Genomic DNA, 22612 nt, shown 5'->3' on the forward strand with positions numbered 1-22612 from the left:
AGGGGCCTGATCCGACCGCTGAGGCATACCGGCATCCCTCAGCCTCACCCCCTAGCGTGGAGGAATGCGACTGACTGCCGACGCCGACCCCCGGATGTGGATCCCCGTCACCGATTCGCTCGGCTGGAAGGGGCGACGGCACCGCAAGGCGGCCATCAGGATGCTGCTGGGGCAGGTGAACTCGGCGATCGGCGTCACGGAACGCCCCGGTTCGCGGATCGGTGCGTGGGCGATGAGCCAGGCGGCCCCGATGCTGATGCGCCGGGCGGACGGCCGTGTGCTCGTGTGGACATGGAAGGCCGATCCGGAGCTGGTCGTCGCGATGGCGACCGTGCAGGCGCTGACCCCTCAGGTGCGGGTGGCTCGCGCCTCGATGCCGATGGACTACGACGACACGGTGTCGTTCTCGAGTCGGTGGTTGGGTGCGGGCGGGAAGCTCGTCGTGGCGATGCCGCCATCACCCGCGTCTCCGCCGTTCGTCACGTACACCTGGGACACCGGCACGCACCTGGTGACGCTGACCGCGATGTGCAGTGACCGCGAGCGCTTCGGCACACTCGACGGCGCCCTCGACGACCTCGCGCGTAGCATCCGGGTCGCCGATGAGGTCACCGGCGGCGAGTCGCCTGAGGTGCTGAGGCTCGACCCGGCCTGACCCCGCCTGGGTGTGCGTCGTTCCCGACCGGGTGCGCGTCGGCCCCATCCGGGCGTGCGTCGTCTTCACCCGGGCGTGCTCAGACGCGAAGCAAGGTGCGGGGAACCCGAGAGGGTGCCGGCAGGCTGAGTCGTGGTGTGCGCCATCGCTGGTCGGGGTCCCACCATGCCGGTCCCCGCACCTGGGGAAGGCCGGCGTTCATTCGGATCTCCCACCCCGAGGTGCCGAGGGATCGGTGATGCCACCAGCACAACGGCACACCGTTGTCCGTGTGGGTCGGTCCGCCGCGTGAGTGTTCGGTGACGTGGTGGATCTCGCACCATGACGCGGGGACGTGGCATCCGGGGATCAGGCATTCCTTGTCGCGGGCGATGATCGCGCGGCGTTGATGCACGGTGAAGATCCGGTCGGTGGTCGTGATGCCGATGATCCGGCCCTCATCCATGAGCACGCGCTGGATCGCTCCGGAGCACGCGACCTGCGCCGCGACGGACACCGGGACGTGGGCACCGGAGCCCGGGATCGTCGCCCACCCTCCATTGCCACTCGCTTCGGAGGCAGTGCCTCCGAAGGCGGCGCCCGTGGCGTGGGCCGCGAGGTCTTTCGCGTCGACTTTGACGACAAGGACGGGCGATGCGCCGCCGAGGGTGGGCATGTCCTTGTGCCGGGCAGCGATTCCGAGCGCTGCCGTCAGGGCGTCGTGGCGCTTCTGCGCCGCGGTGCGGTCATCGAGCACGCACCGCGGATCGGAGTTGAACGGATCAGGCTCCTCCGGATCGGCCGCCATGTCTGCGCCAGCCCCAGCGCGCGAAAAGTCGGTGTCGCGAGACTCGGTATCCGGAGAATCGGTGTCGGCATCGGTGCCCCCGCTCGGTGTGAAGAACACGCCGGGCATCGGCGGCCCCTCGCCCTTGGGATTGAGGATCGCGTCCATGATGAGCTGCAACTGGGCAGCGGCATCCGGGGTCAGGTATCCGCGGATCGCGTGCATGCCGTCTTTCAACTGGCCGATCATGATCCCCCGACGACGCCGCGCATCCTCGTCCTTCGGCTCTTCACCATCGGGGTCGAACATCGATGCGAGATCCTCCGCCAGGGCCTTCAGATCCTGCGTGGTCGGTGACGGACCGGCCACATCCTCGTCAGCACTCGGGTCTTCGTCAGCATGCGGATCTTCGTCAACGCTCGGGTCTTCGTCGGGTCCCGCGTCGAGGCCGTGACCGCGTGCACACCCCGCCAACGCGACATCCGCCGCCAACCGCTGATCGACCGTGAGGCGATCCCAGACCTTCTCGATCGGCCCCGTCGCCGCCAAGAACCCCGCGACGCCGACTACCCCGTCGAGCAGGGCCAGCCGCATCTCCGACCACCGCGCCGGCATCCTCTCGCCCGCCAGACTCATCGGCCGCCGCACGAGGTCGACCACTTTGTCGACCCGGGTCGCGCCTCGCACATCGACGCCCACTGTGCGTTGCAGCAGCTCATTCATCCCCCGGCATCCCGCCGAATGCGGAAAGTCACCCACACCCCCCGTCGCTACGGTCTCCACGATCACGGCCTCGACCCGTCGGAACGCCGCCCCCGCACCCTGCAGGACCGTGACCCGCTCCGCATCCGACAACCCCGCGAGCCCGTCGTCGGACAGCACCGCATCGAGGTCGGCGATGACCCGATCCAGAAGCTCCGCGGTGCTGTTCATACCCCCTAGTCAACCGAGTGCCACCGACATTCGAGACCCGAAATCACCCCTATTTACCCCAGTTCAACGCCATATTCCAATCTCCCAATACAACGCAGAAAGGGTCCACCCCGGCAGCGAGGGACCCCCAACTAGTGAAGTAAGGTAACAATGTAGTAGCATCACAATTATGGAACCGCTCTTCGTCGACCGCCTGCTGCAGATCGCCGACCTCTTCCAGAGGGACATGGCCCGCGCCTTCGACGGCACCGGCCTCACGACTGCCCGCGTGCACCTGCTGTGGGTCCTGCAGCATGCCGGCCCGTCGACCCAGCAGGCTCTCGCGCAGCTCTGCGAAGTCAGCCCTCGCAACATCACCGGCCTCGTCGATGCGCTCGAGAAGTCGGGGCATGTCCGCCGCACTCCGCACCCGACCGATCGACGCGCCGTTCTGGTCGAGCTCACCGACACGGCCACCGAGACGATGGCGCGGATGCAGGAGGAGCACACGCAGCTCAACGAGACTCTGCTGTCGGCGATCGAACCCTCCGACCGCGCGGCCGTCGAGCGAGGCCTGTCGGCCGTCGCCGCACACCTCGAACACCTCGTGACCACCGCGGCAACCTCCGCCCCTGAAGACGCGCGCGCGACCACCACCCCCGAGGACACGCCATGACCGAGCAGCTGCACTCGACCGCTCCCACCCCGACCCCGATCGCGCGCACACTCGACTTCCTCCATCGCGCATGGGTCGCCGAGCTTCGCGTCTACTCGAGCATCGCGCGGGCGATCGCCCGCCGCCCCGCAGTCCCGAAGGGCGGTACGGGGATCGGCTATCACCGCCCCGTGCTCACGGTGCTGTTCATCTTCATCGGTCTCTCCGCGGTGGAGATCCCGATCCTCGACCTCATCGTGCATCAGTGGCCCGCCGTGCGCATCCCTCTGCTGGTGCTCGGGATCTGGGGTGTCACCTGGATGGTCGGCCTCCTGTGCGCGATGCTCATGCGGCCGCACGCCGTGGGGCCTGACGGCGTGCGCGTGCGCAGCGGACTCGAGCTCGACGTGCCGGTCGGCTGGTCCGACATCGCGTCGATCGCGATCAGCCGACGGGTCGACGAGCCCAAGCAGCCGCGGGTCATCGGTTCGGAGTACGCCGAGCGGATGCAGGACGAGACCAACATCGAGATCGAGCTCGAACGCCCGGTCGCGATCCGACTTCCCGGTCTCGCGCCGAAGGGCGGGACGCATCAGGTCGATCGCATCCGGCTGTGGGCGGATGATCCTCGCGCCTTCCTCGACGCCTCGCGACCGTTCCTGACCGCGGCCTGATCAGTCGAGGCCGCGCTCGGCGAGCCACTGCTTCGCGACGAGCACCGGGGCGCGCACGAGCCACGCATCCGCGATGATCTCGGCCAGCCGGTCTCGATCCACCACGTCGAGCTGCACGAGCAGGCCCGGGTACCCGTCGAAGTGCGGAATCGAGAACAGCCCCTCGGGCTCTGCGGCGAGAAGCGCCGTCTTCTCTTCGAGGCTCGCGACGCGCACGCCCAGCACCGGTCCGTCGGGCCACTCGAGTCCGAGATCGGCGAGCTGCCGCAGGTCGACCTTGCTCGGCCCGCGCACCCAGGCGATCTGCCCGCTCGGCAGCCGCCAGGACGGCTCGCCCGTGTGACCGCCTACGCGCTCGGTCACACCGGGCAGCGCGAGAGCGATCTCACGGACGTCGTCGACGGTCGCCATCCGCCCATCGTCCTCCCGTGAGGCTGCGGCCACAATGGCCGACTCAGCGTGCGCCCATGCCGACTCCTCAGCGCACGATGCGCAGCGTGCGCACCTCGAACGGCCGCAGACGCAGCTCTCCGCCCACGCGGCCGTCGTCCAGCGCGTCCTCGATCAGGGAGACCTCGCGGATCTCCTGGTGCTCGAAGCCGACATCCAGCGACCCGACCGCACGACGCCCGAGCGCCTCGTAGAGGCGCACGATCACGTCGCCCGACCCGTCGTCGGCGAGCTTCACACCCGAGATCACGATGCCCTCGCCGTCGACGGTCACGAGCGGTGCGACCTCGCGAGCGCCGCGCACCAGCGTCGGCAGCGAGTTGAGCCGGATGCCTTCGGCGGTGGCGATCGCGGCATCCGCGCCGACCACGAAGCCCACCTCGATCTGGTGGGGGCCGTGGTCGGTGTCGGGGTCGGGGAACCGCGGCGCCCGCAGCAGCGAGAGTCGCACCGTGGTCGTCACGGCATCATCCGACACGTCCCTCGAGGTGTCGTAGCCGTAGATCGAGTCGTTGACGAGCGCGACACCGAAGTCCTGCTCGCGCACCAGCACGAAGCGGTGCATCGAGGTCTCGAACTTCGCCGCCTCCCAGCTCGTGTTCGTGTGCGTCACGCGTGACTGATAGCCGAACTGCGTCTCGGCCTCGGTGTGCGTGGCCTGGATGTCGAGAGGGAACGCGAGCTTGAGGAGCTTCTCGGTCTCGTGCCAGTCGATGTCGTTGCGCAGCACCACGGTGCGTGAACCCGGCGCGAGGGTGATCGTCTGCACGATCGTCGACTCGGAGAACGAGCGCGTCACCTCGACCGAGGCGGTGCCGTCGACGACGGATGCCGAGATCGAGTCGACCGCGGTGAGGTCGTCGACGCTGTTGCGGTAGTACTTGTCGATGTCCCAGGCGTCCCACATGTTGGGGAAGTCCTGGTGCAGCTGGAACAGGTTCGCCGCGCGCCCCTCAGGCACCGCCTCGCGACCCGACGCCTTGTCGACCGCCGAGACGATGAGACCCTCGGCGGAGATCAGCACGGAGACCATCTCGTTCTCGAGGCGCCATCCGCCGTCTTCGCCGGAGAGCAGGACGGATGCCGCGGCCGACGCCTCGACGAAGCCGGCGCCGAGCGCCCGGCCGTCGCCGACGCCGACGGAGGTCGGCACGAAGCGCAGCTCGCGGTCTCCCTCGCCCGCCAGCGAGCGGCGGGCGGCATCGGCGATGTCACGCGCGTCGGACAGCACGTTCGAGAGCACCTCGACGGCCTCACGGTGCACCCACGCGATCGACGTGCCCGGCAGGATGTCGTGGAACTCGTGCAGCAGCACGGTCTCCCACAGGCGGTCGAACTCGGCCTGCGGGTATGCGGCGCCGGTGCGCACGGCATCCGTCGCGGCCCACAGCTCGGCCTCGACGAGCGCATGCTCGGCCCAGCGGTGCAGCGCCTTCGTGGCGTGCTGGCTGGTGAGGGTGCCGCGGTGGAGCTCGAGGTAGAGCTCGCCCACCCACACGGCCGGGTTCGGCAGCTCGGCGCGGGCAGCGTCGAAGAAGTCGTCGGGGTGCTCCCAGACGACGCGCGCGCTGCCCTCGAGGTTCTCGAGGCGCTTCGCCTTGCCGGTCATCTCGCGGGTGGTTCCGCCGCCGCCGTCGCCCCAGCCCACCGGAGCGATCGACCGCGAGGTCACCCGGTTCTCCTTGAACTGACGCGAGGCCTTGGCGACCTCCATGCCGCTCAGCTGCGAGTTGTAGGTGTCCATCGACGGGAAATGAGTGAAGACCTGCGACCCGTCGATCCCCTCCCAGAGGAAGGAGTGGTGCGGGAAGACGTTCTGCTGGTTCCACGAGATCTTCTGCGTGAAGAACCACTCGAACCCGGCGCGGCGCATGAGCTGCGGGAGGGCGGGCGAGTAGCCGAAGCTGTCGGGCAGCCAGACGCCCTTCGACCGGATGCCGAACTCTCGCTCGAAGAAGCGCTGTCCGTACGAGAACTGGCGCACGAGCGACTCGCCAGAGGGCATCACGGTGTCGGACTCGACCCACATGCCGCCGAGCGGCAGGAAGCGCCCGGCCGCGACGGCCGCCTTGACGCGCGAGTAGACCTCGGGGCGGTGCTCCTGCAACCACGCGTACTGCTGCGCGCTCGACATGCCGTAGAGGAAGTCCGGCTGCTCGTCGATCAGCGTCGTCATCGACGACGTGGTGCGGGCGACCTTGCGGATGGTCTCGCGCACCGGCCATAGCCAGGCGGAGTCGATGTGCGCGTGCCCGATCGCCGAGATGCGGTGCGCGCTGGCCTCGGCCGGCGCCGCGAGCGCGGGTGCGAGTCGGGCTCTGGCATCGGAGGCGGTCTCGACGATGCGCTGCAGATCGAGCACGTCGAGGGCGTCGTCCATGGCCTGCAGGATCTGCATGCGTCGGGGCGACGTCGCCGGCAGCTCTGCCTGGAGTTCGAACAGCACCTCGAGGTCGAGGGACAGCTCGAAGACCTCCTGCTCGAAGACGGCGAGGTCGATGCGGCGGGTGCGGTAGAGCGGCTCGCGCGAGGACGTGCGGACGTCGCCCTCCTGCGTGGGCAGGAAGGGGTGGTAGTCGAGCAGCACCGGGTTGGCTGCCGCTTCGAGATAGAGCTCTACCGGCTCGTCCCCGTCCGCGTCCTCGGTGATCGGCAGCCACTGGTTGCGCGGGTTGATGCTCTTGACCGGGCTGCCGTCAGGCCGGTACACGAGCGCCTCGCACTGGAACCCCGGCATGTTGATGTCGAATCCGAGGTCGATGACGGCCTCGACGCGACGGCCGGACCATTCGGCGGGCACGCGACCGGTGAGCTTGAACCAGGTCGTCGACCAGGCAGGGCCCCACATGCTCGGCACGGATGCCGGGGCGAAGTCGAGAGCGAGCCCGTCGGCGGGGCTGATCGGCTCACCGGGGATCTCGTTGACCTCGACGGTGAGAGGCACGGAGGCGGAGTGGACTGCCGGGCGGATGCGCTCGTCGAGCACCCGCTTGACGCGTCCGACGGTGAGCGAGGTGTCGTCATGCATGGTCTGATTCTCCGGGCTCGACGGTGAGAGGGGGACTGACTCGCGCCCAGAGTCGGGCGGTTGCCGACAATGCTATCGGATTTACTAAAGCGATCTAGTAGATCCGGCGCGAACCGTGTCCGGCGGCTTCCGAGCGGCTAAACCGATCAAGTAGTGTGAGCGCATGACCTCGGGCAAACGCGTCACCATCGCGGACATCGCGCGTATGGCCGGAGTCTCGCCCGGTGCCGTGTCATTCGCACTCAACGGGCGCCCCGGCGTGAGCGACGAGACCCGCCAGCGGATCCTCGCGATCGTCGAGGAGAACCACTGGCAGCCGAGCTCGGCCGCGCGGGCGCTGGTCGGCGCTCGGGCCAACACGGTCGGCTTCGCGCTCGCACGCCCCGCCCGCTCGCTCGGATCCGAGGCCTTCTTCACCGATCTCATCGCCGGCATCGAGTCACGGCTCTCCGAGAGCAAGGTGAGCCTCCAGCTGCGCCTGGTCAGCGACATCGCGGAAGAGATGGAGGTGCACCGTCAGTGGCGGTCGTCGAACCAGGTCGACGGCATCATCATGATCGACCCTCGTGACGACGACCCTCGCAGCGATCGCATCGCGGCACTCGACGCCCGGGCAGTGCTGATCGGGTCGAAGCCGTCGCCCGAGGGTGCGGTGCCCAGTGTCTGGATCGCCGACGACGAGGTGGCCGAGACGCTGTTCTCCTACCTCGCCGCCCTGGGCCACACGCGCATCGCCTACGTCGCGGGTCCCGCCGAACTCGAGCACACCCGACTGCGCGCCGAGGTGCTCGACCGCATGGCGGCCGACGGCATCTCGGGCGAGGTGATCACCACGGACTTCTCCCCCGCCAGGGCATCAGCCGTCACACGCTCCCAGCTCTCGGGTCGCCTGCGCCCGACGGCGATCGTCTACGACAACGACGTGATGGCCGTCGCCGGCCTGCGCGTCGCTCAGGAGATGGGCCGCGCGGTGCCCCGCGACGTCTCGATCGCCTCCTTCGACGACTCGGTGATCGCCGGCCTGATCAATCCGTCGATCACCGCGATGACCCGCGACACGTTCGAGCTCGGCGAGCAGGCCGCGACGCTGCTGCTGCAGCAGATCGTCGCCGGGATCAACCTGCCCAGCGCGCAGGGCCCCACACCCACCCTCACCGCCCGCGAGAGCACTGCTCCGCCGGCAGCAGCATCCTGACGACGGTTCCCGTCGTCCTGTGACGACGTCTTCAGCCGCCGACGACGGTGTTGACGGAGCCGTAGGGGTCGACACCGCTCGTCGACAGATCAGGACGGATGAGTCGACGGATGCCGCGCGCGGCGAGCGCCGAGTCGTCGCGAGCCGTGTGCGAGGTCACGAACGCGGGATCGAGGCCGTCCCCGCAGGCATCCACCCAGGCCTGGAACACCGCGCCGCCGGGGCTGAGAGCCGCCCGGCTCACCGGCACCTCGCGCTCGTCGACCTCGATCACGATCGCCGTCTCGCGCTCGGGCGCCGCGGTGCGCTCGCGGAGTTCCGGGATCAGCTCGGCGAACCGACGGCCGATGGGCTTGGCGGCGCCGCTCTGATCGATCAGGCCGAGCGAGTACTCCAGCTCGGGGAAGTCGCCGAGATCCCGGCTCACGTCGTGCGAGCACCACCAGGTCACACCCCAGAGGTTCTCGGTGCGCACCGCCGATCGCAGGGTCGCCTCGAGGAAGCCGGGCATCTCGCTCTCGTCGAGGCAGTTCGACGGCGCACCCACCTCCTGCAGCCACACCGGCCGGTCCAGATCGGTCGCGAAGGCGCGGGACAGCTCGATGAGGTACTCGGCGTGCCGGTCCGCGGCGACCGACCGGCCGCCGTAGCGCTGCGCGGTGCCGTTGAAGATCCACGAGTGGATCGTGGTCATCTCTCCCAGGCGGGAGGCATGCGCGGGGGTGAATCCGTGCCCGTCCATGTACCAGACCGCGTCGTATTCGCTGTGGACGTGCGAGAGACCGGGGGCTGCTCCCTCCGCCGCGGCGAGCAGCGACTCGATCCAGTGCCCTGCCTCGTCGGTCGTGACCGGCCACGGAGAAGGATGGGTGTGCGCCGAGAACTGATTCGTCTCGTTGCCCAGCGTCAGACCGAGGAAGTTCGGGGTGTCGCGCAGGGCGCCGGCGAGCGTCTGCACGAGGTCGACCTGGCCGCTGAGCGCCTTCGGATCGGTGAACATGTTGCGGTCGTGCCAGGTGTAGAGCCAGGACGGCACGAAGTCGAAGCTCGAGAGGTGTCCTTGGATCACGTCGACGCTGGCGTCGAGGTCGAACTCTGCCGCGATGTCGATCATGGCGCGGACATCGTCGATCGCCTTCGTGCGGATGAGCGTGCGGTTCGGCTGCAGCACCGTCCACAGAGGGAACACCCTGACGTGATCGAGCCCGAGCTCGGCGAGCGCCGCGAAGTCGCGCCGCACGTCATCGGGGGTGAAGTCGAGCCAGGAGTGCATCCAGTCCTTCGACGGCGTGTAGTTCGCCCCGAATCTCAGGCGAGCATCGAGAGCGCGGCGCTGCGTCATGTGTCCGGACCTTTCCGACAGAGCCCTCCGACGAGGACATGTCGCACCACTATAACGCTTGAGCAACACGCCGCCACCCGGAATACCGCGACTTGTCCACGGGTCGAGCGTCGATACCTTGACAGAGACCGCATCCGATGGTTTCATCTGCTAAAGCGTTGTAGTCCGCTCAGTGGACACCGCCAATCGCCCGCCTCGAGGAAGAAGCACGATGAAAGTTCCCGCACGCATTGTCGCTCTGGCAACATTCACGATCGGCGCCATGGCGCTCGCCGGCTGCACCGGAGGGGGCGCCACATCGGGTGCCGCCGGTCCGATCGACACCTCCGGCGAGCTGAGCGGAACCATCCAGTTCCAGACCTGGTCGCTGAAGAACGAGAAGTTCACCCCCTACTTCGAAGACCTGATCGACGCGTTCGAGAAGGAGCACCCCGATGTCACCGTCGAGTGGCTCGACCAGCCGGGCGACGGCTACCAGGAGAAGATCCTGAGCCAGGCGAATGCGGACACCCTGCCGGACGTGCTGAACCTGCCGCCGGACATCGCCTATCCGCTCGTCGCGGCCGGCAAGCTGGTCGACCTCGAGACGGCCGATCCGGATCTGAAGTCGGGATACAACGCCGGAGCGTGGGACGCCTACAGCCAGTACCCCGGCGTCGAGGGCACCTACGGCCTGCCGTGGTACCTCTCGAGCGACGCCTCGTGGTGGAACCTCGCTCAGCTCGCCCCGTTCGGCGTCACGGAGGAGAACCTTCCCACGACCGTCGACGAGCTGCTGACCCTCGCGAAGGACGTCGCCACCGAGTCCGGCGGCAAGGTGCAGCTGCTGTCGTCGATCCCCGCGCTCGACACGTTCACGTCGGCGGGCATGGAGGTCATCAACGATGAGGGCGAGTTCGACTTCAACACCGACGAAGCCGCAGCGATCATCGAGAAGTATGCCGACGCCTACGCGGCCGGAGCGATGCCCGCCGAGGCCCTGACCGGCGACTACGGCGGAAACGCCGAGGCCTACATCCAGGAGAAGGTTGCGTTCACCACCGGCGGCACGGGATTCACCACCGACCTCGCCAAGGATGCACCCGCACTGCTCGAGAACACCGTCGCCACCCAGCGACTCGGCATCCCGCCGCTCTACGTGCAGGGGCTCAACATCTCGGCCGACTCGGACAACAAGGAGGCCGCGCTCGCGTTCGCCGAGTTCGCGACGAACGAGGAGAACCAGGTCGCGTTCTCGTCGCTCGCCGTCGGCACGGCCCCCGGCACGTCCTCCGGAGGTGACGCCGTCGTCGAGAACATCTCATCGACGATCACCGACGAGAAGCAGCTCACCGCCATCGACACCGTGTTCACCGCCATGCAGGACGCCAAGGCCATCCCGTTCCAGTGGACCTCCGACATGGCGACCTACATGACCCAGCAGATCGCGCTCGCCGTCAACGGCGAGGCCGACGCGCAGGAGCAGCTCGACAAGATCGTCGAGTACGCCAACGCGAACCGCGTGGACCAGTGAGCATGAGCGCGGACACCAGCATCCGGAGCGGAAGCCGGAGAGGGCGGAAGACCATCACGTCGCACCGGTGGTTCACGCCGTGGCTTCTCCTCGGCCCCGCCGTCATCTGGGTGCTGGTGTTCGCGCTCTGGCCGTTCCTCAACACCGTCTTCCTGAGCTTCACCGACGCGCGCCCCCTGCGCACACCCGAGTTCGTCGGCGGGGCGAACTACGAGCGGATGTTCGGCGATGAGATGTTCTGGAACGCCCTCACCACGTGCATCATCTACGTGGTGGTCTGCGTGCCTCTGCTGACGATCCTCCCGCTGCTGCTGGCGCTGCTCGTGCAGAAGAAGCTGCCGGGTATCGCGTTCTTCCGCACCACCTTCTACTTCCCCGTCATCGCCTCGGTGGTCGTGGTCGCACTCATCTGGACCTGGCTGTTCGACAGCCGCGGCATCATCAACCAGACGCTCGAGTTCCTCGGACTCGTCGACAAGCCCATGGCCTTCCTCGTCGATCGCTGGCTGCTGCTCGGCTGCGCGATCCTGCTCACGGTCTGGAAGGGCCTCGGCTACTACATGGTCGTGTACCTCGCCGCCCTCGGCAACGTCGGCAAGGAGCTGCACGAGGCGGCGATGCTCGACGGTGCGGGCTCGTTCCGTCGCTTCCTGTCCGTGACGATCCCCTCGGTGCGTGGCGCCATGCTCCTCATCGCGGTGCTCATAGCGGTGTCGGCGATGAGGGTGTTCGCCGAGCTCGATGTGCTCTCCAAGAGCACGGGCGGGCCCGGAGGCTACGACATGTCGCTGGTGATGCTGATCCGTCAGGTCGGCTCCGGCCTGAACGGCAACATCGGCTACGCCTCGGCGATCAGCGTCGCGCTGTTCCTCCTCACCCTCATCCCGCTGGCCGCGATCGCGTTCATGAATCGCGAGAAGAAGGCGAAGGTCTCCGCATGAGCACCCTCACTCCGCCGCGCATCGACGACGACCGTCGACCCGACGATCGCCCGGCGACGCCCACGCGCGAACCCATCTTCCGCCGCCGAGGCTCCGGCGACTTCAGCAAGCCGACGCTCGGCGGGCTCATCGGCCGCTACGCGCTCCTGCTGTTCGTGCTGGTGATCGTCATCGGTCCGTTCCTGTGGCAGCTCTCGACCTCGTTCAAGGGCCCGCAGGAGAACATCTACTCGTTCCCGCCGAACCTGATCCCCCGCGAGCCGACCCTGGAGAACTACGTCACGGTCGCCGAGATCGTGCCGGTCTACCTCTACGCCTGGCACTCGCTGCTCGTGTCGGTCGGCACGGTGCTCAGCAACGTGATCCTCGCGACGTTCGCGGGTTACGCCCTCGGATGCATGCGGTTCCGCGACAAGTGGATCGTGATGGCCATCCTGCTCTCGACCCTGCTCTTCCCCGGCGAGGTCACCGTGACCAGCAACTTCCTCACGATCCGCGCCCTGGGACTCGCCGACACCCTGTGGGGCGTGTTCCTGCCCGGTGCGATCAGCGCCATGAACGTACTGCTCGTCGCCACCGCCTGCCGGATGATCCCGAAGGATGTGCTGGATGCTGCGACGGTCGACGGCGCCACCACCTGGCAGCGCATCCGCCACATCGTGTGGCCCAACATCCGCGGCATGGTCTCGGTGGTCGCGATCTTCGCCTTCATCGGCGCCTGGGACGACTACCTCTGGCCGCTCATCGTGCTCTCCGACCCGTCGAAGTACACCCTGACCGTCGGCATGGCCTATCTGAACAGCAGCTTCTCGGTCGATCCTCGTCTGATCGCGGCCGGCACCATGATCGCTCTCGTGCCGATCGTCATCATGTTCTCGTTCACGCAGCGGTTCTTCTTCAAGGGCGTGCAGGAGGGCGCGGTCAAGGGGTGAGCACCGTGCACCTCGCGCCCGCCGACGGGCCGGCCGATCCTCCATCGTCCCGCCCTCGGGCGGGCGTGATCGCCGGCCAGGTCTTCGCCTTCGCGTTCGACCCCTCGGCGGGCGAACAGCGGATCGATGTCCCCGGACTCGAGAGCATCCCCGTCACGCCCGACACCGTGCTGCACTGGGCGTTCTACGCCGACGGCAGCGAGGCGACCCTCGCCCCGCATGCGGCGCTCGCGGTGACGGTCGATGCGCGCAGCGCCGATGGCTCCAGGCTCGGCGAGATGGCCGCCGTGCGTGATCGGTACGACTTCGCCGTCACCCCTGATGCCCAGTTCGCGGCACGCTGGAGCCTGCCGGAGCAGTGGAACGCCGACACCGTGTCGCTCGCCCCGCTGCGGTCGAGGTCGAACACGCCTGTCACCGTCGAACTCGTATTCGGCACCGGATCCCTGGCGAACGAGGCGAATCTCCCCGCACGCGTCAGCGGGTTCGTGCAGTGCACCGTCGAGGAGATGCCGGCACTGCCCCCTGCGGCCGAGCTTCCGCCGGTCGAACGCGTGGACACCCGGCGAGGCACGCACTCCGGGCCACGCTTCTCCCGCGGCAACACCATCCCCGCAGTCGCCGTTCCGCACGGCTTCACGTTCGTCACTCCGGCCACCGACGCGTCGGACACCCGCTGGCCGTACCGCCCCAGCATCCACGACGACCCCGCGGGGAGACGTCTCGAGGCACTGCAGTTCTCGCATCAACCGAGCCCGTGGATCGGCGACCGCTCGGTGCTCCAGCTCATGCCGTTCGACGGGCGTCCGGCGTCCGGCCGTGCGGACCGTCGACGCTGGATCACCCCCGGAACCGAGCGCGCACGGCCGCATGAATACGCCGTCGACCTCGGCGGACTGCGCGTGGAGATGACCGCGACCTCGCACGCCGCCGCCTTCCGGGTGCATGGAGCCGACGCCGACGCGGCCATCGGCTTCGTGATCGATCAGCCGACCGACGAGGGCCGACTCGACTGGACCGATGCCGGGGGCTTCGAGGGATGGACGCCCGAGGGCACCGAGGACTGGGGCAACGCTCCGCGCTGCTACTTCGTCGGCACGGTGCTGCACGGCGAGGGCGGAGAGGAGCCGGACCCGCGTGGCCCGCTCGACGACGCCGGGCGGGGGCGGGTCGCCGGCTGCGTCGGCGGGCGCGGTTCGCTCGAGGTGCGAGTGGCGGTCTCGTTCGTGTCGGTGGATCAGGCCAGACGCAGCCTCGCGCTCGAAGCCCCGGCAGAGGTGTCCTACGAAGAGCTGCGGGCGGCGTCCGCGGCATCATGGAACCGCGTGCTCGGACGCGTGACCATCCCGCCCCTCCCCGCGGCGGAGGCGCCGTATCGACGGCTTGCCGACGACGAGAATCGAGGTCGGATCGCCGCGGCCCTGCACCGGATGCACCTCTATCCGAACACTGCGGCCGAGAACACGGGAACCGCGGACGCGCCGCTCCCTGGGTTCGCCGACGTCTTCGCGGCCCGAGAGCCGTTCGGTGAACGTTCCACCAGCGCCGCGATCGTCGATGGCGAGCTCGTGGTGAACAACGGCTACTGGGACACCTATCGCACCGAGTGGCCCGCGCTCGCGATGCTCGACCCTGCACTGACCGGCAGGTTGCTCGACGGCCAGCTCGCCCAGTACCGGCGCGGCGGATGGATGGCCCGGTGGAGCGCTCCGGGATACGTCGACAGCATGGTGGGAACGTCGAGCGACCAGATCTTCGCCGACGCCGCACGGTGGGGAGTGGAGTTCGATCACCCGGGGGCGTTCGAGAGCGGCTGGCGCAATGCCTGCGAGCCAGGACCCGACGCGCTGCGTGGCCGCAAGGGCATCGCCCGCGGACGCTTCACCGGATTCATCTCCTCCGACGTGCCGGAGGGCATGAGCTGGACCATCGAGAACGCCGTGAGCGATGCCGCACTGGGCCGATTCGCCACGCAGCTCGCGGCCGACGCAGAGCTCGACGCCGACTCAGCTCAGGATGCCGCGCGCTACCGATCCTTCGCCCGTTACTTCGCCAACCGGGCCCTGTCGTACCGCACGCTGTTCGATGCGGACTCCGGGTTCCTCCGCGGCAAGGACGCCACTGGCGCCTTCGCCGCGGACTTCGACCCGCGCATCTGGGGCGGCGACAACGTCGAGACGAACGCCTGGGGCATGTCGGTCGGCGCCGTGCATGACGGAACCGGACTCGCGGCGCTGCATGGTGGCCGCGGTTCCTTCGGTCAGCACCTCGACGCCCTCTTCACCGAACCCGAGACCGCCGATGAGCGATTCGGCGGGGCCTACGGCACGGTGATCCATGAGCAGCGGGAGGCACGCGCCCTGCGCTCGGGCATGTGCGCGATCTCGAATCAGCCCGCGCACCACATCCCCTTCATGTACGCGTTCAGCGACCGACCGTGGCGCACGGCAGCGATCGTGAACGACCTGGCCGGCCGCCTCTTCGCCGGCGCGCACATCGGTCAGGGTTTCCCCGGCGACGAGGACAACGGCGAGATGAGCGCATGGTGGCTGTGGGCGGCACTCGGGCTGTACCCGCTCGACCTCGCCTCGGGAGTGCTGAGGATCGGGTCCCCCCTCTTCGACGACGTCCGCGTCGATCGCGGCGACGGCTCGTCGCTTCGCATCCGCTCTCGACGCAGCGATCCGTCTGCCCATGTGCTGCAGAGCGCGCGACTCGACGGCGTCGATCTCGCGCGGGCCGAGCTGCCCATCGGCGCTCTCGTCGGCGACGCCGACCTCGAGCTGGTCTTCGGCACCGACCCATCGGATGCCCTCGAGCGGGGCGAGCACTCACCGGCCGATGCCGCAGCCTGGCGCCGCGACCTGACGGCCGCCGGCGGAGACGGGATCGCGTCCGCATCCGTCGTAGACGCCGGGCGTCTCTTCGACGACGGCGATCCGTCGGGGCCTGACGGCGTCACCCTGGCAGCCGGCGAATGGGCGGGGTGGCGCTTCGCCGAGTCCCGCGCCGTCAGCGACGTCACCGTGACGATGATCGCCGCGGCCTCCTCGTCATGCCTGCGGTGGGAGGTCCTCGATCCGGACGGGAACTGGTGCGCAGCGCCGACCACGCACGACGCAGACCTCCCGGCCGACCGGACCACCCCGTTCGAGCTGGTGTCACGGGTCGTGACCCCGGCGATCCGCGTGCGGGCGGAGGCCGGGGTCACGATCCGTCAGATCGAGGTCTTCGACCTCGGGTGATGGCCTCGAGCGCGGGTCGTCACTTCGACAGGACGAACGAGAGCTCGGTGACGTTGCCGGCGACGTCGACCACCTGCAACGTGTTCGCCCCCACGACCGCGCCGAACGCGCCGGGCTTCACGAAGTTCAGGTCGCTCCACGCGTTGTCCGAGAGGTCCTTGACGACACCGTTGACCGAGAGCCTGTCGATCTTCCCCTCGTCGTAGAGCTTGTAGCTCACGCGCTGGTAGATGCCGTCGGCCTCGACCTTGGTGAACCGCGAGCCATCCTTCACCGTGACGGTCGGAGGTGTCGTGTCGCGGGGCGCCGCGCGGTACTCCGTCGCCTCGCCCTTCAGCGCCTCGGTGATGCCCGAGAGATACGCCGACTGGTCTGCCGCGGTGAGGTTGTAGGCGACATAGACCCCGTAGCCGTCAGACACCGTCCGCGTCGCGAAGTCGGCTGCCGTCGCGGCGCTGGTGGCCGAGAGGTCGATCGCGGCCGCTCCGAGGCGCGTCCAATCTTCGAGCCCACTCACCGTGGGTGCATCGTACGTCGGGTAGTACGGGTTCCAGGCGTAGTCGAGCACGCCGGCCGCGTCGAACAGCGTGAAGTCGGTCGTCGTGTACGTCGGACCGATCGCGTACAGGCTGATGATCTTGTCGGGGCCGAGTCGATCGCGCAGCGCCGTCGCCAGCCATCCGAACGACTGCGGGTTCGGCTGCGGGGTTCCGTTCGCGCCGTACTCGGTCCACTCGTCGTCGAAGTCGATGCCGTCGAGACCGTAGGTCGTCACGGCGTCGGCCAGCTGTGCGGCGAACGCATCGGCCTGCGCATACGAGGTGAAGTTCGCGAACCCGGCACCCTGGTGGTTGCCGAGCACCGAGAGCAGCACCTTCGTGCCCTTCTCCTGCACCGGTCGGATCTGCGTCTCGGCATCGTCGAGCGTCTCGGTGACGCGCTCGTTGAAGTGCAGGTACGCCTTCTCACCGTCGTAGTTGATGTTGGCGGCGAAGATCATCGCCATGTCGATGGCTGCGTCTCCGGACTCGGCGAGCGTGTAATCGGCCACGTTGGCTAAATCGTTCGAGTTCACCTCGACGTAGACGGCGAGCTTCGGATCGGTCGGCTCCGGGGTCTCGGCGGCGGCTCCCATCGAACCGGCGAGAATGCCCGCAGCAGCTGTGGTGAGCACACCCAGCCCGGCGATGCCCCTTCGCAATCGGTGATTCCTGACGTTCTGGTTCATGACTGATCGTCTCCTTCGGCGTCGTTGTCGAATCAGGTCGCGTCATCGCGACCTGCCGCAGACTATAGCGCTTAAGTGGACAGACGGGAAGGAACGGAAGAAGGGGCGGATGCCGCAGCATCCGCCCCTTCTCGACCCGCCGGAGTCAGCCGATCAGATCGCGACGTCTCCGACCAGGTTGACCTTGATCCCCATGCCGGCGAACATCGCCGCTTTCGCGATGAGGGCCTTGTCGGCCGTCTCGGCATCCGGTGCGTAGACGAGCTGCGCGTGGTTGGCCTTGTGGCGGGCCATGAACTGGTCGCGCGAGACGCCGTGCAGCACCACGTGCGCGATCGGCCACTCGGGGTTCGTCGCATCCTTGCGCCGCTGGGTCTCCTCGGCGGGCAGCTCGACGACCGATGCCCGGAAGATGTCGGCCTGCAGGATGCCGTCGGCGATGAACACACGCGAGAGCACGATCTCGCCCGGCTTCGAGACGCCGTTGATCGTGGCGCCGCCGGCGGGGAAGAAGACATGGCCCTGGCGCCATCCCTCGGCGTTCTGCCACCCGCCGAGGTGCGACGCGGGCACCGAGCCGGAGATCTCGTAGACCCAGACGAACTGCCCGTCGAAGTCCTCGCCCCAGCGCACGTCGTGCAGGGTGTTGTCGGGCACGAGGCCCATCGCGCGCCAGACCCGATCGGTGACCAGCGCGTCGACTGCGACGCCCTCGTCGGCCTCGTTGAAGTGCGGGAACGCGCGGCCTTCGTGCAGCACCCGTGAGCCATCGCGCGAGGTGACGGGCGGGCGCTCGGTCGAGTTCAGGATGCCCTCGGCGAGGTCGGATGCCGGAACCAGGTCCTTCAGTCCCTGCTGATATTGGATGCCGACCGCGTCGAGCCCGAAGTCGTCGGCGATGCGGAGGGCGGCGATGTACATCTTCAGCTGCCACTGCACCTGCTCGCGGGTCAGCTCGGTCTCGGCATCCTCGCCGTACCGGAACGTCATGCCGGCGTCGATCAGCCAGTCGTAGGCGGCATCGGCCTCGTCGTCGCCGACTTCGAGCATCTCGGCATACAGAGCCGACTGCGAGAGGCGCTCCTTGTAGATGCCCGTCCTGTTGAGCAGCTCGTCGTCGAAGATCGCGTTGTACATGCCCATGCAGCCCTCGTCGAAGACGCCGATGATGGCCTTCTCGGCGAGGAGGTCGGCGGCGAGCGCCTCGCCCAGCGCCTTCTCGGGGCTGTCGGGCAGCGCGGGCAGTGGACGCACGTGCGAGGCGTCATGGGTGATCGCGCCGGTCTCGGTCCACTCCCTGATGCCGGCGGTGAACCAGTCGTCGGTGAAGTCGACCGACCAGATCGTCGCGTAGGGCTTGTCCATCTTGGTGAGGCCGGCGTTCAGGCCGAGGAGTCCGACGAGGCCGGGCCAGTCGCCCGCGAAGTTCGCGACGGTGAGGATGGGGCCCTCGTGCGTACGCAGACCGGCGAGCACGTGGTGCGAGTACTGCCACACGGCCTCCGCGACGATGAGCGGAGCATCCGTGGGGATGTTCTTGAAGACCTCGAGGCCCATGCGCTGGCTCGAGATGAAGCCGTGCCCTGTGGCGGGGTCGACGTCGTTGGCGCGGATGACGGTCCAGCCGAGCTCCTCGAACACGCCGGTGACGCCCGCTTCGAGCTCGACCTGCACGGGCCAGCCGCCGGTGTTCGCGGCCTCGCGCAGGTCACCGGAGGCGATCAGGTACGCGGTCTTCGGCGCGGATGCCGGTCGGGATGCCGTGGTCGGCAGGGTGTAGGTCATGACTCGCGTCCTCCTTGATCGCACGTGTGCTGCAACTGTACGCGAAATCGATTTCATCGTGCAAGCAGTGTTGCTCATGATCGCTTCTGCACCGTTCGACATGCGCCCGGGTTGTACCCGATGTGCGGACACTCCGGCATACAGCACCGACAGGCGGTGACATCCTGATCCCCTCGACGAACAATGGGGGTATGGAATTGAGCGATCCGCAGGCCTGGACGATGATCGGCATCTTCGCCACCGCGATGCTCGGAGGCATGACCCTCATGACCACGCAGTTCAATCGGGTGCTGCGCGCCGAGATCGGAGGCCTGCGCAGCGAGATGCACGGCGAGATCGGAGGCCTGCGCAGCGAGATGCGCGCCGGCTTCGAGGTCGTGAATGTGCGGCTGGACTCCCTCGACACGCGACTGACCCGCGTCGAGGGCAAGGTCGATGACCTCGACACCGAGCTCACCAATCTCGCCACGCGATTCTGGCGGTCGCAGTAGGACCGAGTGGCGTGCGCGTCAGCGCGTGACAGTCAGCCCGGCGCTGGCGGGCTGGACCTCACTCGGCAGCACCACTGTGCGTGACGGCCCGCGGTCTCCGCCGATGCGCTCGAGCAGCATCCGCGCGGCCCTGACTCCCATCTCACGGGCCGGCAGTCGCACGACCGTCACTGCGGTCGGCGAGAGCGTCGTGAGCGGCAGCGAGCCGATCACCGCGACGCCCACCCGCGGTGGCGTCAGGCCGTGTTCCGTCAGAACCTGTATCGCACCCACGCCGATCAGATTGTTGCCGGCCACCACCGCATCGGGGCGTTCCGGCAGCGCGAGCAGCTCCTCCATGGCGACCCTCCCCCCGTCGACGCGGAACGTCGAGAAGCGCAGCAGCTCGTCGGCGTCGACGTCGGGGGCTCCGGCCGCGAGCGCCGCACGCCAGCCCGCTGCGCGCTCCGCAGCGGTGTCGATCCCCTCGGGTCCGCCGATGTACGCGATCCTGCGGAATCCGGCGGCGAGCAGGCCCTCGGTGGCCGACGCTCCCGCGTCGCGGTTGGCCATCACGACGCCGTCGATGTCGTAGACGGTGTGTCGGTCGACGGCGACGACGGGGCGCCCCGTGTCGAGGATGCCGTCGAGCCTCGTGCGCTCGGATGCCGGGGCGATGATCACTCCGGACATGTGCTCCGAGATCGCGATCTGCAGGTAGGCCGCCTCCTTCTCGAGCTGCGAGTCGGAGTTGCAGAGCACGACCGAGTACCCGGCCTCCGAGGCGACGTCCTCGACGCCTCTGGCCATCTCGGTGAAGTACGGGTTCTCGATGTCGGGGATCACGAGGCCGATGACCTCGGAACTCTGCCTTCGCAGGTTGCGAGCGGTCCGGTTGGGCGTGAAGCGCAGCTGCTCGGCGGCTCGGCGCACCGCGTCGACCTTCGCGGCAGAGACGCTGGTGCCGTTGAACACCCGCGAGACGGTGGCCGGCGACACCTGCGCGAGTCGAGCGACATCGTAGATCGTGGCCATCGGCACACTGTAACCGGTTTCACGACGATCGGCGAGAGGCGGGCGAGAACCGCCGCCAGCCGGTCAGTCGGCGAGCATCCGGTCCCGCACCTGACGCCGCAGCACCTTGCCGATGAGCGAGCGGGGAAGCTCGTCCACGACGACGATGCGCTTGGGCACCTTGTAGGGCGTGAGCCTCGTGCGGCAGAAGTCGCGCAGCGCGCCGGCATCGAGGGCAGCACCCTCTCGGAGCACGATCGCGGCGGCGATCTCCTCCCCACCGCTCGACCGCGGCAGGCCGACGACCGCGGCCGCGACCACGTCGGGATGCGCCTCGAGGGCGTCCTCCACCTCGGTGGGCGACACGTTGAACCCGCCGGTGATGATGAGCTCCTTGAGGCGGTCGACGATCGTGACGAAGCCGTCGGCCGAGACCTCGGCGATGTCGCCCGTGCGCAGCCATCCGTCTGCGAGCAGGACGTCGGCAGTGTCGCCCGGGCGGCGCCAGTACCCCTGGAACACCTGAGGGCCGCGGATGAGCAGTTCGCCGCGGTCGCCGACGGGCACGTCGACCTCGGTGTCCGACGGGTCCACGACGCGGATCTCGGTGCTCGGGAACGGCACTCCGACGGTGCCGGGATGCCTGCTCCTGCCCATCGGATTGCCGAGCGCGACAGGCGAGCTCTCGGTCATGCCGTAGCCCTCGACGAGCAGGCCGCCGGTCGCCTCCTCCCACCGCTGCACGGTCGCGACCGGAAGACTCATCGCCCCCGAGATCGCGAAGCGGACGGTGGAGAGGTCGATGGTCCCGCGCGATGCGGCACGCGCGAGCTGGTCGTAGATGGGCGGGACCGCGGGCAGGAACGTCGGCGGACTGGTGCGTGCAGCCTTCGTCACGAGGCCGAGGTCGAACGTCGGGAACAGCACGAGCTTGGCGCCGATGCTCATGGCGAAGGTGAGGCACAGCGTCATGCCGTAGGCATGGAACAGCGGGAGCACTCCGTAGAACGTCTCTTCGCCGTCGACGAGACCCGGCACCCACGCCCGACCCTGCATCGCGTTGGCGCGAAGATTCTCGTGCGTGAGGATCGCTCCCTTCGGCGTGCCCGTGGTTCCGCTCGTGTATTGCAGCAGCGCCGTGTCACTCAGCGCCGGCCCCTCGACCTTGCGCGACAGAGCCCGATGGTCGACCAGCTTCTTCCAGGCCACCGCTCGCCGTGCTCTGGGGGTGGCCGTCAGCTTCGCGCGTGCTGCGCGCGCCTTCGGGAGGGGCAGACGCAGCAGCATCCGCTGGGAGGCCGGCATCGCCTCGGTGAGGTCGACGCTCACGATGTGCTCGACCCGGAGATCCGCGGGGAACTCGGCGATCGTGTCGACGGTCTTGTCCCAGACGATCGCGACCTTGGCTCCGTGGTCTTCGAACTGGTGCCGCAACTCCCTCGTCGTATAGAGCGGGTTGTGCTCGACGACGATGGCACCGAGACGGAGCGCGGCGTAGAAGGCCACCACATGCTGCGGGCAGTTCGGCAGCACGAGCGCGACCCGGTCGCCCTTGTGCACGCCCAGCCGCCGCAGCCCCTCGGCAGCGCGCAGGATCTGGTCGCCGAGCTCGCGATAGGTCGTGACCGCGCCGAAGAACTCCAGTGCCGGCCGACGGCCGAACGTGGCGATGCTCGCCGACATCATCTCCGGCAGCGTCTGCGTCGGGGCATCGATCTCAGCGGGCACACCGTCCGCATAGGAGTCGAGCCATGGCCGGGATTCGTACGGGGAGGCGGGCATGGTTCCATCCTGCCCCGATCGGCTG

The 22612-nt window shown here is 68.5% G+C and carries 17 protein-coding genes; 9 read left to right on the forward strand and 8 right to left on the reverse strand.

What is annotated here, in order from left to right:
• The first annotated feature begins 64 nt into the window (after nucleotides 1-64).
• Nucleotides 65-655, forward strand: a complete 591-nt coding sequence (locus ACZ0AA_RS12205; RefSeq protein WP_463513057.1) for a hypothetical protein — start codon at nucleotides 65-67, stop codon at nucleotides 653-655.
• Between the two features lie 79 nt (nucleotides 656-734).
• Here ACZ0AA_RS12205 and ACZ0AA_RS12210 read toward each other — a convergent pair whose 3' ends face one another.
• Nucleotides 735-2354, reverse strand: coding sequence for an HNH endonuclease signature motif containing protein (locus ACZ0AA_RS12210; protein WP_463513058.1), 1620 nt, complete (start codon nucleotides 2352-2354; stop codon nucleotides 735-737).
• Between the two features lie 169 nt (nucleotides 2355-2523).
• Between ACZ0AA_RS12210 and ACZ0AA_RS12215 the strand changes: the two genes are divergently transcribed.
• Both ACZ0AA_RS12215 and ACZ0AA_RS12220 read left to right on the forward strand, forming a co-directional pair.
• Nucleotides 2524-3009 carry a MarR family winged helix-turn-helix transcriptional regulator gene (locus ACZ0AA_RS12215; protein WP_463513059.1) on the forward strand — a complete coding sequence of 162 codons (486 nt, stop codon included), beginning with the start codon at nucleotides 2524-2526 and terminating at the stop codon, nucleotides 3007-3009.
• Nucleotides 3006-3662 (forward strand): hypothetical protein, encoded by a 657-nt coding sequence (locus ACZ0AA_RS12220; RefSeq protein WP_463513060.1) that lies wholly within the window; start codon nucleotides 3006-3008, stop codon nucleotides 3660-3662. The genes ACZ0AA_RS12215 and ACZ0AA_RS12220 overlap by 4 nt, the downstream gene beginning before the upstream one ends.
• Here ACZ0AA_RS12220 and ACZ0AA_RS12225 read toward each other — a convergent pair whose 3' ends face one another.
• Together ACZ0AA_RS12225 and ACZ0AA_RS12230 are read right to left on the reverse strand one after the other, a co-directional pair.
• Entirely contained in the window at nucleotides 3663-4073 is a 411-nt protein-coding gene (locus tag ACZ0AA_RS12225; protein WP_463513061.1) for an MmcQ/YjbR family DNA-binding protein, read from the reverse strand.
• Nucleotides 4074-4140: 67 nt separating this feature from the next.
• A complete protein-coding gene (locus ACZ0AA_RS12230) occupies nucleotides 4141-7140 on the reverse strand; it encodes an alpha-mannosidase (protein WP_463513062.1) in 3000 nt (999 codons plus the stop codon).
• A 163-nt stretch (nucleotides 7141-7303) separates the two neighbouring features.
• Here ACZ0AA_RS12230 and ACZ0AA_RS12235 point away from each other — a divergent pair, with 163 nt between their 5' ends.
• The gene (locus ACZ0AA_RS12235) at nucleotides 7304-8335 is read left to right on the forward strand and encodes a LacI family DNA-binding transcriptional regulator (RefSeq protein ID WP_463513063.1); all 1032 of its coding nucleotides are present in this window, start codon (nucleotides 7304-7306) and stop codon (nucleotides 8333-8335) included.
• Nucleotides 8336-8366: 31 nt separating this feature from the next.
• On the opposite strand, the gene ACZ0AA_RS12240 is transcribed toward ACZ0AA_RS12235, so the two are convergent.
• A complete protein-coding gene (locus ACZ0AA_RS12240) occupies nucleotides 8367-9677 on the reverse strand; it encodes a glycoside hydrolase 5 family protein (RefSeq protein WP_463513064.1) in 1311 nt (436 codons plus the stop codon).
• A gap of 211 nt (nucleotides 9678-9888) precedes the next feature.
• On the opposite strand from ACZ0AA_RS12240, the gene ACZ0AA_RS12245 reads away from it, so the two are divergent.
• The 4 genes from ACZ0AA_RS12245 to ACZ0AA_RS12260 are packed head-to-tail and all read left to right on the forward strand — an operon-like array spanning nucleotide 9889 to nucleotide 16308.
• A complete protein-coding gene (locus ACZ0AA_RS12245) occupies nucleotides 9889-11190 on the forward strand; it encodes an ABC transporter substrate-binding protein (RefSeq protein ID WP_463513065.1) in 1302 nt (433 codons plus the stop codon).
• Nucleotides 11191-11192: 2 nt separating this feature from the next.
• Nucleotides 11193-12131 (forward strand): carbohydrate ABC transporter permease, encoded by a 939-nt coding sequence (locus ACZ0AA_RS12250; protein WP_400864021.1) that lies wholly within the window; start codon nucleotides 11193-11195, stop codon nucleotides 12129-12131.
• Nucleotides 12128-13063, forward strand: a complete 936-nt coding sequence (locus ACZ0AA_RS12255; protein ID WP_463513066.1) for a carbohydrate ABC transporter permease — start codon at nucleotides 12128-12130, stop codon at nucleotides 13061-13063. Before ACZ0AA_RS12250 ends, ACZ0AA_RS12255 begins: the two co-directional genes overlap by 4 nt.
• Complete coding sequence (locus ACZ0AA_RS12260; protein ID WP_463513067.1) at nucleotides 13060-16308, forward strand: glycoside hydrolase domain-containing protein; 3249 nt, start codon at nucleotides 13060-13062, stop codon at nucleotides 16306-16308. Before ACZ0AA_RS12255 ends, ACZ0AA_RS12260 begins: the two co-directional genes overlap by 4 nt.
• Before the next feature lie 19 nt (nucleotides 16309-16327).
• Here ACZ0AA_RS12260 and ACZ0AA_RS12265 read toward each other — a convergent pair whose 3' ends face one another.
• A complete protein-coding gene (locus ACZ0AA_RS12265) occupies nucleotides 16328-17536 on the reverse strand; it encodes an endo-beta-N-acetylglucosaminidase H (protein WP_463513068.1) in 1209 nt (402 codons plus the stop codon).
• Nucleotides 17537-17689: 153 nt separating this feature from the next.
• Complete coding sequence (locus ACZ0AA_RS12270) at nucleotides 17690-19321, reverse strand: fucose isomerase (protein ID WP_463513069.1); 1632 nt, start codon at nucleotides 19319-19321, stop codon at nucleotides 17690-17692.
• A 191-nt stretch (nucleotides 19322-19512) separates the two neighbouring features.
• Here ACZ0AA_RS12270 and ACZ0AA_RS12275 point away from each other — a divergent pair, with 191 nt between their 5' ends.
• The gene (locus tag ACZ0AA_RS12275; RefSeq protein WP_400864010.1) at nucleotides 19513-19812 is read left to right on the forward strand and encodes a hypothetical protein; all 300 of its coding nucleotides are present in this window, start codon (nucleotides 19513-19515) and stop codon (nucleotides 19810-19812) included.
• An 18-nt stretch (nucleotides 19813-19830) separates the two neighbouring features.
• On the opposite strand, the gene ACZ0AA_RS12280 is transcribed toward ACZ0AA_RS12275, so the two are convergent.
• Both ACZ0AA_RS12280 and ACZ0AA_RS12285 read right to left on the reverse strand, forming a co-directional pair.
• The gene (locus tag ACZ0AA_RS12280) at nucleotides 19831-20826 is read right to left on the reverse strand and encodes a LacI family DNA-binding transcriptional regulator (RefSeq protein ID WP_463513070.1); all 996 of its coding nucleotides are present in this window, start codon (nucleotides 20824-20826) and stop codon (nucleotides 19831-19833) included.
• Nucleotides 20827-20889: 63 nt separating this feature from the next.
• Nucleotides 20890-22587 carry a long-chain-fatty-acid--CoA ligase gene (locus ACZ0AA_RS12285; RefSeq protein ID WP_463513071.1) on the reverse strand — a complete coding sequence of 566 codons (1698 nt, stop codon included), beginning with the start codon at nucleotides 22585-22587 and terminating at the stop codon, nucleotides 20890-20892.
• Nucleotides 22588-22612 lie beyond the last annotated feature (25 nt).

The organism is Microbacterium sp. AC035 (assembly GCF_979258485.1).

Coding starts and splice junctions, on each gene's coding strand:
- ACZ0AA_RS12205 (WP_463513057.1), top strand. CDS start 65: ATGCGACTGACTGCCGACGCCGACCCCCGGATGTGGATCCCCGTCACC.
- ACZ0AA_RS12210 (WP_463513058.1), bottom strand. CDS start 2,354: ATGAACAGCACCGCGGAGCTTCTGGATCGGGTCATCGCCGACCTCGAT.
- ACZ0AA_RS12215 (WP_463513059.1), top strand. CDS start 2,524: ATGGAACCGCTCTTCGTCGACCGCCTGCTGCAGATCGCCGACCTCTTC.
- ACZ0AA_RS12220 (WP_463513060.1), top strand. CDS start 3,006: ATGACCGAGCAGCTGCACTCGACCGCTCCCACCCCGACCCCGATCGCG.
- ACZ0AA_RS12225 (WP_463513061.1), bottom strand. CDS start 4,073: ATGGCGACCGTCGACGACGTCCGTGAGATCGCTCTCGCGCTGCCCGGT.
- ACZ0AA_RS12230 (WP_463513062.1), bottom strand. CDS start 7,140: ATGCATGACGACACCTCGCTCACCGTCGGACGCGTCAAGCGGGTGCTC.
- ACZ0AA_RS12235 (WP_463513063.1), top strand. CDS start 7,304: ATGACCTCGGGCAAACGCGTCACCATCGCGGACATCGCGCGTATGGCC.
- ACZ0AA_RS12240 (WP_463513064.1), bottom strand. CDS start 9,677: ATGACGCAGCGCCGCGCTCTCGATGCTCGCCTGAGATTCGGGGCGAAC.
- ACZ0AA_RS12245 (WP_463513065.1), top strand. CDS start 9,889: ATGAAAGTTCCCGCACGCATTGTCGCTCTGGCAACATTCACGATCGGC.
- ACZ0AA_RS12250 (WP_400864021.1), top strand. CDS start 11,193: ATGAGCGCGGACACCAGCATCCGGAGCGGAAGCCGGAGAGGGCGGAAG.
- ACZ0AA_RS12255 (WP_463513066.1), top strand. CDS start 12,128: ATGAGCACCCTCACTCCGCCGCGCATCGACGACGACCGTCGACCCGAC.
- ACZ0AA_RS12265 (WP_463513068.1), bottom strand. CDS start 17,536: ATGAACCAGAACGTCAGGAATCACCGATTGCGAAGGGGCATCGCCGGG.
- ACZ0AA_RS12270 (WP_463513069.1), bottom strand. CDS start 19,321: ATGACCTACACCCTGCCGACCACGGCATCCCGACCGGCATCCGCGCCG.
- ACZ0AA_RS12275 (WP_400864010.1), top strand. CDS start 19,513: ATGGAATTGAGCGATCCGCAGGCCTGGACGATGATCGGCATCTTCGCC.
- ACZ0AA_RS12280 (WP_463513070.1), bottom strand. CDS start 20,826: ATGGCCACGATCTACGATGTCGCTCGACTCGCGCAGGTGTCGCCGGCC.
- ACZ0AA_RS12285 (WP_463513071.1), bottom strand. CDS start 22,587: ATGCCCGCCTCCCCGTACGAATCCCGGCCATGGCTCGACTCCTATGCG.